Here is a 12,381-nt window from a genome sequence, read left to right on the forward strand (position 1 = left end):
CGAGGTTGGCGTCGCGGTGACCCGGCTGCCCCTACCCGAGGGACAACTGCGGCATCGATACACCCCGCCCGATGCGTGCACTCACGACTGGATTCACTGGCAGGTCTCCTGGCTGGCAGGTCCTCGTCCATTGCGGCCTTCCCGGTTTCCCAGTGGCCTGATCAGGCGGCGTGAAAACTGCTGTGCTCCGTCGAGCGACGTTTTCACACAACCTGAGAATGCATGGACTCGCTGCTTACAGTTGCGGGGGCAGCCACGGTTCAGCCGTGTTCCCTCTTAGGCTGGAGCGCATCAAGTTCCGCTCCAGCAACCAATGAAGGGGGTATTATGCCCGCTTTGGCCAGGCGTATGAAAAGGCTCCTTGTCCAGACTGTCTGAAAACTGTTGCGCTCGGTTATGCCGTTTTGAAACCAGCCTCAAAATGTTTATTTACCACTCGTAAACTGCGTTTCTTGGCGGCTGCTCCGCTTCGCTGCGTTGCGTCTCGCCTAACCTTCGCCCGTGACGTTTTCGCACAGTCTGAGTCGGAAGCTGAACGGTGCTGGCCCTATTCATTACAGGAGCCCTACATGCAGCCCTGGCTGACAGTGATCGGAATCGGCGAAGACGGTTATGCCGGTCTCGGCAAGGCCGCGCGCCGTGCCTTGCTTGCCGCCGCAGAGGTGATCGGCGGGCCGCGCCAGCTCGATCTGCTGCCGCACTGCATCAGGGCCCTGCGCACGCCTTGGCCCAGCCCCTTCTCCTTGGGGCCGGTGCTGGCGAAACGCGGCACGCCGGTCTGCGTCCTCGCCAGCGGCGACCCCATGCTCTTCGGTGTGGGCGCCAGCCTGGCGCGCCAGCTGCCGGTCGATGAACTGCGCGTGCTGCCGGCGCCTTCTTCCTGTTCTCTTGCGGCGGCGCGTCTGGGTTGGCCGCTGCAGGATGTCAGTCTCCTCTCTGTCGTTGCCCGGCCGCTGGCCGCGTTGCATGCGCAGATCCACCCTGGCGCCCGCCTGCTGGTGCTGAGCAATGACGGTAGCAGTCCGGCAGCCATTGCCGCGTTGCTCGTGGAGCGGGGCTTCGGCCCTAGCCGGCTGACAGTGCTGGAACACCTCGGCGGTGAGCGCGAGCGGCGCATCGGCGGCATCGCTGCGGAGTGGTCATTGGTTGAGGCCGCCGCGCTGAACCTGGTGGCGGTGGAGTGCGTGGCCGGCGATAACGCCCGCCGCCTTCCGCTCACTACGGGTCTCGCGGACGACGCTTACCGCCACGACGGCCAGCTCACCAAGCGCGACGTGCGCGCCGTTACCCTGGCGCGGCTGGCACCGCAGCCAGGTGAGCTGCTCTGGGACGTGGGAGCCGGCTGCGGCTCCATCGGCATCGAGTGGATGCGCGCCCATCCCAGTTGTCGCGCCATCGCCATCGAGGCGAACGAGACGCGCCAAGCGCATATCCAGCACAATCGCGACGCCCTCGGCGTTCCGGGCTTGCAATTGGTGGCCGGCGAGGCACCGGCTGCGCTGGGCGGCCTGCCCGCGCCGGACGCCATCTTCATCGGCGGCGGCGTCACCGAGCCCGGCATGCTCGACACGTGTTGGGCGCAGCTCAAACCGGGTGGTCGCCTGGTGGCTAATGCCGTGACCCTGCAGAGTGAGGTGGTTCTGGTGGCTTTCCGCGAACGCCATGGCGGCGCGCTGACCCGCATCGCCATCGCCCAGGCCCAGCCGCTCGGCGGCTTCGATACCTGGCGTTCGGCGTTGCCGATTACGCTGCTGGAAATCACCAAACCATGATGCATCGGCCAAGCGGCATCTCTCATGCGTGACGAAACCGCTGAAAAACCCGCGCCACTGCGCAGCGGCTACACCACCGGCAGTTGCGCCACCGCCACCAGCCTGGCCGCGGCGCGTTTGCTGCTGGCCGGGGCGGCCATGGATGCGGTGGAAATCTGCCTGCCCAAGGGCCAGCAGGTGTTGATGCGCCTGGAGTTCTGCCGACTGAGCGAAGACGGCGCGGAAGCCGGAACGCTGAAGGATGCCGGCGATGACCCGGATGTGACCCACGGTGCGCTGATCTATTCCCAGGTCCGCCTCGTTGCCAAGCCTGGTGTGCACTTCCGCGCAGGCCCCGGCGTCGGCACCGTCACCAAACCGGGGCTGGTCCTGGCCGTTGGCGAGCCGGCAATCAACCCTGTGCCCCGGCAGATGATGACCACGCACTTGACCCGGTTCGCCGCCGAACAGGGCTATGTGGGCGGCTTCGAGGTCACTGTCTGCGTGCAGGGCGGCGAGGCGCTGGCGCTGAAGACCATGAACCCGCGCCTGGGCATTCTCGGTGGTATTTCCATCCTTGGTACTACCGGTATCGTCCGACCGTTTTCCTGCTCGGCCTACATCGCCTCCATCCACCAGGGCATCGACGTTGCCCGCGCCAACGGCTTCACCCACTTGGCGGCCTGCACCGGCAACGCCAGCGAAGATGCCATGCGCCAGCGCTATCACATGGACGACACCGCCCTGATCGAGATGGGCGACTTCGTCGGCGCCGTACTCAAGCATTTGCGCAAGGCGCCGGTGGACAAGCTCAGCCTGTGCGGTGGCTTCGGCAAGATCAGCAAGCTCGCTGCTGGCCACCTCGACCTGCACAGCCGCAGTTCCAGCATCGACCTGTCGCAACTGGCCGCCTGGGCCGGCGAGCTCGGCGCTTCGGCCGAGCTGCAACAGTCCATGCGCGAGGCCAACACCAGCCAGCAGGCGCAAGCGCTGGCCAGCAAGGCAGGGATTCGCCTGGGCGATGCAGTGTGTGCCCATGCGCTGGCCTTCGCCCGCTCGATCGTGCCGGTGCAGGTGGCGCTGGAAGTCTTCGCCATCGACCGCCAGGGCAACATCGTCGGTGAGGCCGTGGAGACTCGATGAAGCGAATCCTCCTGTTGGGCGGTGTCAGCGAAGCGCTGGCCATTGCGCGCCGCCTTGGCCCTGATCACGTCTACAGCCTGGCCGGCCTCGGCAAGGTGCCGGACGACCTGGCCTGTCAGGTTCGTGTCGGCGGTTACGGCGGTGCCGAGGGACTGGCTCGCTACATGGCCGATGAAGGCATTGGCCTCCTGGTCGACGCTACCCATCCTTACGCCGCGCAGATCAGCCGCAACGCCGCGCAAGCCGCGCGCTTGGTGGGTGTTCCTTGCTGGGCGCTGCGCCGTCCTGGCTGGCAGGCTGGCCCTGACGATGATTGGCGAGAAGTAACCGACTGGCCGGGGCTGATCGAGGCGCTGAGAGACTTCCGCCGGCCGCTCTTTACCCTTGGCCGCGAACCCCTGGAGCACCTGCATGAAGTTCCCGCACACCAGCATTGGACGGTGCGCTGCCTGCAAAGCCTGCCCGGGGCCGAACGCGCCGAGGTGATAGGCGCACGCGGGCCCTTCAGTCTGGAAGGGGAGCGCGAACTATTCGCGCGGCTGGGCAGTGATGTGCTGATCAGCAAGAACAGTGGCAGCCAATCCACCGAGCCCAAGCTGCAGGTTGCTCGCGAGCGTGGCGTGCCGGTGCTGATTCTGGCGCGGCCGCAGCTGCCGCCCGTGGACTGTGAATACGCCTCGACCGAGGCCCTGTGGCAGGGTCTCTCGACTTACCTGGAAACCCCATGACCACAGCTGCATATGCCCGCGTGCTCTTTGCCGGGCCCGACCTCACCGAGGGCTCCTTCGCCGAACTCTTCCGCCGCCAGCTCGTTGCATTGCGCGGTGAGGCGGCCCTGGCCGACATTGTCGACACGTCCGCCGACTACGCACCGCTGTGGCAGCGGGTGGTCGACAGCGAACGGCCGCTGTTGGTGATCGATCTCGACCCGCAATCCTCCGCGCAGCACCTCGACTGGCTGCGCAGTGAGCTGAGCAAGCAGGCGCAGCCGGACCAGCTGTTCGCCGCCAGCCTGCTTGGGCAGTTCGAGACCGACCCGGCCGCGGCTGCCTGCGCCCTGGTCGAGCGTGGCGAATTGCACCTCTCCTGCGTCGGCGTGCCGGAGTTGCCGGAGCACCACGCATGGTCCTGCATCCCGCCGCACCGTCAGCGCTTGCTGCTGTGCAACGGCCCACGTTGCACCCGTCGCGGCGCCCTACCGCTGTGGAAAAGTCTGCGTGAGCAGCTCAAGGTCGCCGGCAAGCTGGAATGCGCGGGTGGTGTCCACATCACTCGCACCCAATGCCAGTTCCCGTGCGACGATGGCCCGACAGTGAGCCTCTATCCGGAAGGGGAGTGGTACCGGATTCGTAACCAGGAGGAGGTGGTGCGGCTTGTGCAGGAACGGATTGTGGAAGGGCGGGATGTGCCGGAGTTGTTGATGCGGTCTTAGGGCGTCGGAGTTAGATCCAGGGCTCCCTCACCCCCAGCCTCGTCAGTTTTGTAGGTGGGGTATCGCGTTACTCAACTCAACCTACAGGTAGGCAATCGGTCGATACTCCGCCCCCAACTCCTCTGCCAGGCGCTTCGCCCGGCCCAACCTGATCGGTCCGCCCTCGATATCGATCAACACGGTTGGGCAGGTCAGCGGCTCTAGCCTCGCCCAATCCTTCAAACGCCCATCCGTGAGAATCAGCAGGCGCTGCTGTTCCATCGGCTTCTGCCGCTGCCGACTCTCCAGCCAGTAGCTCGCTTGCTGCAAGGCTTCGATGAGTGGCGTCCCTCCGCCTGCGCCAAGCTCGCCGAGCCAATGGTGCAGGGCCGGCGAGGCTTTCTGCCCTTGCCAGAGCCAATGGGGCTGGCAGCCGGTGGCGTGGAGCACGGCGAGGCGGGCGCGTTGGCGATAGGCGGATTCGAACACCCCAGTGAGCAGCCCCTTGGCCTGGGCCAAGGCACCGTGGCGCCGCGTGGAGGCGGACGCGTCGACGATCACCAGCCAGAGTTCATTCGGGCGCTGGCTGCGTGGGCGGCGCACGAGGTCGGTCACCTTGCGCGGGCGGCCGCGCAGCAGGGTCGGGAGCCATTGAATAGCGCCTTCGTGACCGGTGCGCAGGGCTCCGCTGCGGCCTGCGCCGAGTGCGCCGGGTCTGGGTCGGGCATCCGCGCCAGTGACCGTGCGCGGGCGGATGCTCAGGGCTTTTTTGGCCACCTCGGCAACTCGCGCGTAGCACCCATCGGCACTGCTTGCGCAGGCAGTTCACCCCATTGGCCTTCGCCAGAATCGGGTTGCGTCTCAGCAGTGCCGGAGGGTGGCGATTGCGGCGGTTGCGCCGCCTTCGGTGGCGGCGTGTGCATACGACGGTGGGCAAGGGCGAAGTGTTCGACGGCGTCGATGTCTTGCTGCTCAATGTGTCCGGCACCGCGCCAGGCGGCATGGGCACGGGCAGCGCGTAGCCAGACCAGATCGGCGCGCAGGCCATCGACTCCTGCGGCGAAGCAGCGACGGGCGATCTCGTCCAGGGCGACATCATCCAACGGAATGTTCAGCAGAAGCTGGCGGGCATCTCGGCAGCGCTGGGCCAGGGCATGTTGTTCGTTGCTCCAGCGGGCAATGAATGCCTGTGGATCGGCATCGAAGGCCAGGCGGCGGCGGACGATCTCGGCGCGTTCGGCCGGCTGCGGCTGGCCGCTGAGGCTGACCTTGAGGCCGAAGCGGTCCAGCAGTTGCGGGCGCAGCTCGCCTTCTTCGGGGTTCATGGTGCCGATCAGCACGAAGCGCGCCGGGTGGCGGTGGGAGAGGCCGTCGCGCTCGATCAGGTTGACGCCGCTTGCGGCCACATCCAGCAGCAGGTCCACCAGATGGTCGGGCAGTAGGTTGACCTCGTCGACGTAGAGCACGCCGCCGTGGGCCTTGGCCAGCACGCCGGGGGAAAACTGCGCGCGGCTTTCGCCGAGCGCAGCGTCCAGGTCCAGGGTGCCGACGATGCGCTCTTCGCTGGCGCCCAGCGGCAGGGTGACGAAGATCCCCTCCGGCAGCAGTTCGGCGATACCGCGCGCCAGGGTCGACTTGGCCATGCCGCGTGGCCCCTCGATCAGCACGCCGCCAAGACCTGCGTCGATGGCCGCGAGATACAGCGCCAGTTTCAGCTCATCGGCGCCGACCACGGCGGCGAGGGGGAAATGAAGGTCGGTCATGGCGGCTTCCTGAAAACGCGTGCCGGGCATGGTAGCGAAAGCCCGAACTCCCCGATAGAAATCAGTGATTGAACAGCAGCGAGCGATGCAGTAAGTTGGCCAGCATTCGCTTCGGAGATCGTCATGCCGCACCTCGCTTCCATCCCGTCCACCGCTTGCCAGGCCTCAGCCCCGGCGCGCGTGCGGGTGGCCGCTGCGGCCAGCTATTTCCATGGGTATTGGTTTAGCCACGGGCTGACCTGATACCCAATCAGGCGGCCCACCTCAAAGGGTCGCCTACCGAAGCTCCACGAAACCCCCGGTCGGCAACCCGACCGGGGGTTTTGTTTTTTCCAGAGCCCACAAGGCCAAGCAAACGTCACACAGGATCGCACCATGATCAGCTATCGCACCTACCCGACCTATTACCGCAACTCCGACTGGCGATTTAGCCGCTTTGCCAACGCCGCCATCCATTTGAGTCGAACACCCAGTTAGCGCGCCGCGCGCGGAGCAAGCCGCGCCGGCCGAGGAAGCCAGTCATGAATTCGCCCGTATCCGTTCTGCCCATCGCTGTACAGCCGCTCCACGCCATTGCGCTGGAGGCATCCGTTCCGTCATCGCGCAGCACCCAACCGCTGCCCACCCCCGCCGAACTGCGTCAGCGCCTGCCGCTGGACATCGCCATTGCCCAGCAGATCCAGGCCCAGCGCCAGGCCGTCCGCGCCGTGCTGGATGGCGAGGATCCGCGCCTGCTGGTGGTGGTCGGTCCTTGCTCCATCCACGACGCCAATTCTGCCCTCGACTACGCTCAGCGCCTGGCCGCGCTGGCGCCGCAGGTGAGCGACCAGCTCCTGCTGGTGATGCGCGCCTACGTCGAGAAACCGCGCACCACCGTGGGCTGGAAAGGCCTGGTCTACGACCCGCACCTGGATGGCAGTGGTGACATGGCCGAGGGGCTGGCGCTGAGCCGTCGGTTGATGCTGGACATCGCCGAACTGGGCCTGCCGTTGGCTACCGAGTTGCTGCAACCGCTGGTGGCCGGTTACTTCGATGACCTGCTGAGCTGGGCGGCCATTGGCGCGCGCACCAGCGAATCGCAGATCCATCGCGAACTGGTGAGCGGGTTGGACCTGCCCGTGGGCTTCAAGAACGGCACCGACGGCAGTCTCGGCATTGCCACCGACGCCATGCGCTCGGCGGCTCATCCGCACCAGCACTTCGGCATCGATGGCCATGGCCGGCCGGCGCTGGTGCAAACGGCTGGCAATGCGGATACCCACCTGGTGCTACGCGGCGGCCACCAAGGACCGAACCATGATGCGGCCAGCGTGCAGTCGGCCCGTGCTGGTCTGGAGAAACTCGGCATCGCCGCGCGCATCCTAGTCGACTGCAGTCACGCCAATAGCGGCAAGGATCCCTTGCGCCAGCCAGCCGTGCTGGAAGATGTGATCAGCCAGCGCCTTTCCGGGCAGGAGGCGCTGCGCGGCGTGATGCTGGAGAGCCACCTGTTCGACGGTGCGCAAGCGTTGTCCTGCGATCTGCGCTACGGCGTGTCGATCACCGACGGCTGCCTGGGTTGGGAGGGGACCGAGCGTATCCTGCGGGACGCGGCGGAGCGGCTGCGGCAGGGCTGAGCTGCGGCTGTTGGGTATCGCTGCACTCAACCCGCAGATGACGGGTTTGGCGCACTCATTCTCCTGCCTGTGGGACATTGGCGGGGCGGATGGCATAGCCAGGCGAGGCTGGTCCGGAATTGGCGATTTGCGCTACATGGCATTCAGTGGCAGCAGCCGGCTGACTCCAGATCCTTGAGGATCGGGCAATCCGGGCGGTGGTCGCCCTGGCAGGAATCGACCAGCTCTTGCAGGGTGTCCCGCAGGCTGGCCAGTTCGGCGATCTTGCGGTTGAGTTCATCGATATGATCGCGCGCCAGGGCCTTCACATCGGCGCTGGCGCGCTGGCGGTCCTGCCAGAGTTGCAGCAGCTTGCCGGCCTCCTCCAGTGAAAAGCCCAGGTCGCGGGAGCGCTTGATGAAGGCCAGGGTGTGCAGGTCCTGGCTGCTGTACTGGCGATATCCGCTGTCGGTACGACCCGCAGCGGGCAGCAGGCCGATACTCTCGTAGTAGCGGATCATCTTGGCGGTCAGCCCGCTTTTCTTCGCTGCTTGGCCGATGTTCATTTGCTGTCCCTCGGGGGCGCGCTCGTTGGGGTCATTACTTTGGCTTCCAGGTTTTCAGCAGCAGCGCGTTGCTCACCACGCTGACGCTGGACAGGGCCATGGCGGCGCCCGCCACCACCGGACTGAGCAGTCCGACGGCTGCCAGCGGGATGCCGACCAGGTTGTAGATGAACGCCCAGAACAGGTTCTGGCGGATCTTCGCATAGGTGCGTCGGGAGATATCCAGGGCCGCGGGTACCAGGCGTGGGTCGCCGCGCATCAAGGTGATGCCGGCGGCGTGCATGGCGACATCCGTGCCGCCGCCCATGGCGATGCCAACATCGGCGGCGGCCAGGGCCGGGGCGTCGTTGATGCCGTCGCCGACCATGGCCACCGTCATGCCTCGTGCCTTGAGCGCGGCCACCGTGGCAGCCTTGTCCGCCGGCAGCACTTCGGCGTGGACCGAGTCGATCCCCAGGGCCTCGGCCACCACCCGGGCGCTGCCACGGTTGTCGCCGGTGATCAGGTGGCTCTGGATATGCCGCGTGCGCAGGGCTTCCAGTGCTTCGGCAGCGCCCTCCTTGAGTGTGTCGCCGAAGGCGAACAGACCGATGACGTGCGGCTGTGGGCCGAGGTCCAGCAGCCAGGACAGGGTACGGCCTTCACCTTCCCAGGCGTCGGCCTTGGCGGCCAGCGCCCCGGCGTCCAGGCCTTTGTCCTGCAGCAGGCGGCGGTTGCCCAGGGCCAGCAGACGGCCATCGACGCGCCCCTGGATCCCGCGTCCGGCCAGTGCCATGCTCTCGTCCACTGCAGGCACCGCCAGTTGGCGTTCGGCGCAGGCGTCCAGCACCGCCTTGGCCAGCGGGTGCTCACTGCCGCGCTGCAGGGCTCCGGCCAGTTTCAGCAGTTCTGCTTCGTTGCCGTTCTCGGCCGAGAGGTGGGCGATTCGCGGAGTCCCGGAGGTAAGGGTGCCCGTCTTGTCGAAGGCCACCACATTAACGCCGTGGGCCACTTCCAGTGCTTCGGCGTCCTTGATCAGGATGCCGTAACGGGCGGCGACGCCGGTGCCGGCCATGATCGCTGTCGGCGTGGCAAGGCCCAGGGCGCAAGGGCAGGCGATGACCAATACGGCCACCGCATTGATCAGCGCGATTTCCAGAGGCGCTCCCGCCAGTAGCCAGCCGGTGAGAGTGACCAGAGCGATCAGCAGTACCGCGGGTACGAAGACCTCGCTGACCTTGTCCACCAGTTTCTGGATCGGTGCCTTGGCGGCCTGTGCGTCTTCCACCAGGCGGATGATCCGCGCCAGCACGGTCTCCCCACCGAGAGCGGTGGTGCGGACCAGCAGGCGGCCTTCGCCGTTGATGGCCCCGGCGGTTACCTTGTCACCCGGCTGCTTCGCCACGGGCAGGCTTTCGCCGCTGATCAGCGCCTCGTCGGCATGGCTTTGGCCTTCGATCACTTCACCGTCGGCCGGGAAGCGCTCGCCGGGTTTGACTACCAGCACATCGTCGAGGCGCAACGCAGCGATGGCGACGTCTTCCTCCTGGCCGTTGCTCAATCGGGTGGCGCGCTCCGGGCGAAGGGCTTCGAGGGCGCGGATAGCAGAACTGGTCTGGCGTTTGGCGCGGCTCTCCAGGTATTTGCCGAGCAGGACCAGGGCGATGACCACGGCGGAGGCCTCGAAATACAGGTGCGGCATGCCGCCTGCTGGTGTGGCCCACCATTGGTAGACACTCAGCCCATAGCCAGCGCTGGTGCCGATGGCTACCAGCAGGTCCATGTTGCCAGCGCCAGCCCTGACCGCTTTCCAGGCTGCACGGTAGAACCGCGCGCCGAGGACGAACTGCACCGGCGTGGCGAGGGCGAACTGCACCCAAGCCGGCAACATCCAGTGGATGCCCAGCCATTCCAGCGCCATGGGCACCACCAACGGCAGGGCCAGTGCGATCGCCAGCAACACGGCCCAGCGTTCGCGATGTAGTCGGGTTTCGGCATCGTCGACGGGCGGGTGGCCTGCATCGATTAGCCTCGCCTGGTAGCCGGCCGCAGCCACGGCCTGGATCAGCGCGTTGCTATCGGGCTGGCCGAAGAGTTGCAGGTGGGCTCGTTCGCTGGCGAGGTTGACGGTGACATCGGCGACGCCGGGCACCTTGCGCAGGGCCCGCTCGACGCGGCCGGCGCAGCTCGCGCAGGTCATGCCAGTGATGGCCAGTTCCAGACGCTGGCTCGGCACTTCGTAACCGGCTGCTTCGACGGCTGCAATCAGTGCGGGGAGACTGTCACCCGAGGCTTCGACGCGGGCGTGTTCGGTGGTCAGGTTGACTGTTGCGGCCTGCACGCCGGGTACCTTGCCGAGCGCGCGCTCGACGCGGCCGACGCAACTGGCGCAGGTCATTCCACTGATGGGCAGGTCGATGGTGGTAAGGCTGGACATGGGACGATCCTCCTTGGATTAAGGATAGGATCAACCTTGACATGAGGTTAAGGTCAAGGGGCTTCTGCGTTCGCCGGTTGCGCGGCTGGGCTTTGCGGAGCCCAACCTACGTTTCTGCCGTTCCCGCAGGAGCGAGCTTGCTCGCGAACTTGGCCCCGCCTTCGCCAGCAAGAACTCGGCGTCCCCCTGGCTCCTACAAGAAAACACCACCGGCGATGGGCTGGGGAGCGGGAGAGCGGTGTCACTGCCGCGCCGTCGTCGGCACCAGATGCAAGCCTTCCGTGCTTTGTACCAGTCGGAACTTGCGCGCTTCACCGGCCACCAAGGTGACGGACTGCTGGCGCAACTGTTCGATGCCTGGTTTGCAAGGACCGGGCCCCAGCAGGCTGAGGCGGATGGAGAGCGGGCCCGGCGGCAGGTTGAAGGAGACCGCCTGGCCTTGCACCAGGCGTGCAGCCAGCTGGTCCTGGAGGTAGAGACCCACGTCACAGGCGGTGGCCAACTCGACCCGCTCGCGGGAGATGATCAACACGCCATAGTCGACCTGGGACCGCGCACCAGCCGCTTGCATGCCGGTGAGCAAGGCGAGGGCGAGCAGCAGGTTGGAACGAAAGCCAGACATGGTGCGCTCTCCGGCAAGGCACTGTTCCTGCAGTGTAGGAGCATTTCGGTCGGTCTTGACCTTGCCATCATGGCAAGGGTGAGACTGTCAGCGTTATCCACAAACGGAGTTCGATCATGCAGGTATTCAAGGTTCAGGGTATGTCGTGCGGCCATTGTGTGCGCGCCATCACTCAGGCGGTCCAGGCTCTGGACAAGGCCGCCGAAGTCCAGGTCGATCTGGCAGCAGGCGAGGTGCGGGTCGCCAGCCGGCTGGCCGAGGAGCAGGTCGTGGCGGCCATTCGCGAGGAGGGGTATCAGGTCGAGGCGGCCTGAGTCCACTCGTCTGACTGCCACATCAGGCAGGGCGTGGGCCAACGGTGGAAGTTGCTGCGCACATCCATCATGGCCCGTGTCACTCCCAGTCACGCACCAGTCCGGCGAACAACGCATCGACCATGGGTTCGGCATCGCGCAGCGGATCGAACAGGCCGGGGTCGCGTGTCCAGTCGATGAATAGGCCGATCACCAAGGCATGCACGGCGCGCGAGGCCTGCAGCGGCGTCAGTCCGGCGCGCAGGCGCTCCAGGCAGCCAGGGCGAGCGAAGAGTTGCTCTCCCAGCTGAATGAACTGATTGACGAAGTCCCGGTGGCGTTCCTCCGCTTCGCGCAGTTCTGCGGTGAATTCGCAACGGTGCAGCAGGATGTTCATCACGCGCTGGCGCTGCGGATCGCGCGCCAGGCTGACGACACCCTCCACGCAGAGGTCGCGCAGGGCTCGCAAGGGGTCCTGGTTGCCGCAGCCACTCAGGCGTTCGGTCATTTCTTCCGGAGGCAGTCGCACCTGGTTGAGCATTTCGTGGAACAGATGGGCCTTGTTCTGGAAATGCCAATAAACCGCGCCACGGGTCACCCCGGCAGCACGAGCAATCTGTTCCAGCGAGGTATGGGCGACACCGTGCTCGAGGAACAACAGTTCGGCGGCAGAGAGGATGGCGCTGCGGGTTTTCTCGGCTTCTTCTTTTGTTCTGCGCATAGCAGTTGGGCTAATACTGTCTAGGCTTCTTATTTGGGGAACAGAGTGTACCGATTATTGCGCGGAAAACCCTGTTTACAAACAAAGGTGCACGTAAATG

General features: G+C 66.0%; 12 protein-coding genes and 1 riboswitch. Of the genes, 6 read left to right on the forward strand and 6 right to left on the reverse strand.

Annotated elements, in window-relative coordinates; translation table 11 throughout:
• Window positions 1-80: 80 nt before the first annotated feature.
• A riboswitch (cobalamin riboswitch) is annotated at window positions 81-330 on the reverse strand.
• A gap of 239 nt (window positions 331-569) precedes the next feature.
• From cbiE to OXH74_RS11115, 4 genes are read left to right on the forward strand one after another with little or no spacing between them, the layout of a single operon-like run.
• A complete protein-coding gene (gene cbiE, locus OXH74_RS11100) occupies window positions 570-1,772 on the forward strand; it encodes a precorrin-6y C5,15-methyltransferase (decarboxylating) subunit CbiE (RefSeq protein ID WP_375741217.1) in 1,203 nt (400 codons plus the stop codon).
• Window positions 1,773-1,796: 24 nt separating this feature from the next.
• Window positions 1,797-2,894, forward strand: a complete 1,098-nt coding sequence (locus OXH74_RS11105) for a cobalt-precorrin-5B (C(1))-methyltransferase (RefSeq protein ID WP_375741218.1) — start codon at window positions 1,797-1,799, stop codon at window positions 2,892-2,894.
• Window positions 2,891-3,622, forward strand: a complete 732-nt coding sequence (locus OXH74_RS11110) for a cobalt-precorrin-6A reductase (RefSeq protein ID WP_375741219.1) — start codon at window positions 2,891-2,893, stop codon at window positions 3,620-3,622. Before OXH74_RS11105 ends, OXH74_RS11110 begins: the two co-directional genes overlap by 4 nt.
• Window positions 3,619-4,326 (forward strand): ferredoxin, encoded by a 708-nt coding sequence (locus OXH74_RS11115; RefSeq protein WP_375741220.1) that lies wholly within the window; start codon window positions 3,619-3,621, stop codon window positions 4,324-4,326. The genes OXH74_RS11110 and OXH74_RS11115 overlap by 4 nt, the downstream gene beginning before the upstream one ends.
• A gap of 81 nt (window positions 4,327-4,407) precedes the next feature.
• Here OXH74_RS11115 and OXH74_RS11120 read toward each other — a convergent pair whose 3' ends face one another.
• Entirely contained in the window at window positions 4,408-5,082 is a 675-nt protein-coding gene (locus tag OXH74_RS11120) for a VWA domain-containing protein (RefSeq protein WP_375741221.1), read from the reverse strand.
• Window positions 5,064-6,068 carry an ATP-binding protein gene (locus tag OXH74_RS11125; RefSeq protein ID WP_375741222.1) on the reverse strand — a complete coding sequence of 335 codons (1,005 nt, stop codon included), beginning with the start codon at window positions 6,066-6,068 and terminating at the stop codon, window positions 5,064-5,066. Before OXH74_RS11125 ends, OXH74_RS11120 begins: the two co-directional genes overlap by 19 nt.
• Window positions 6,069-6,589: 521 nt before the next feature.
• On the opposite strand from OXH74_RS11125, the gene OXH74_RS11130 reads away from it, so the two are divergent.
• A complete protein-coding gene (locus OXH74_RS11130; protein ID WP_375741223.1) occupies window positions 6,590-7,684 on the forward strand; it encodes a 3-deoxy-7-phosphoheptulonate synthase in 1,095 nt (364 codons plus the stop codon).
• Between the two features lie 143 nt (window positions 7,685-7,827).
• On the opposite strand, the gene cueR is transcribed toward OXH74_RS11130, so the two are convergent.
• The 3 genes from cueR to OXH74_RS11145 form a co-directional block, all read right to left on the reverse strand.
• Entirely contained in the window at window positions 7,828-8,229 is a 402-nt protein-coding gene (gene cueR, locus OXH74_RS11135; RefSeq protein ID WP_215377659.1) for a Cu(I)-responsive transcriptional regulator, read from the reverse strand.
• A 34-nt stretch (window positions 8,230-8,263) separates the two neighbouring features.
• Window positions 8,264-10,645, reverse strand: coding sequence for a heavy metal translocating P-type ATPase (locus OXH74_RS11140; protein ID WP_375741224.1), 2,382 nt, complete (start codon window positions 10,643-10,645; stop codon window positions 8,264-8,266).
• Between the two features lie 241 nt (window positions 10,646-10,886).
• Window positions 10,887-11,267, reverse strand: coding sequence for a hypothetical protein (locus OXH74_RS11145; protein ID WP_375741225.1), 381 nt, complete (start codon window positions 11,265-11,267; stop codon window positions 10,887-10,889).
• Window positions 11,268-11,383: 116 nt separating this feature from the next.
• On the opposite strand from OXH74_RS11145, the gene OXH74_RS11150 reads away from it, so the two are divergent.
• A complete protein-coding gene (locus tag OXH74_RS11150; RefSeq protein WP_375741226.1) occupies window positions 11,384-11,581 on the forward strand; it encodes a heavy-metal-associated domain-containing protein in 198 nt (65 codons plus the stop codon).
• A gap of 79 nt (window positions 11,582-11,660) precedes the next feature.
• Here the strand turns inward: OXH74_RS11150 and OXH74_RS11155 are convergent, their stop codons facing one another.
• On the reverse strand, window positions 11,661-12,281 hold the full coding sequence (locus OXH74_RS11155) for a TetR family transcriptional regulator (protein ID WP_215377665.1): 621 nt from the start codon (window positions 12,279-12,281) through the stop codon (window positions 11,661-11,663).
• Window positions 12,282-12,381 lie beyond the last annotated feature (100 nt).

Source organism: Metapseudomonas boanensis (assembly GCF_042232855.1).
GTDB lineage: Bacteria > Pseudomonadota > Gammaproteobacteria > Pseudomonadales > Pseudomonadaceae > Metapseudomonas > Metapseudomonas boanensis.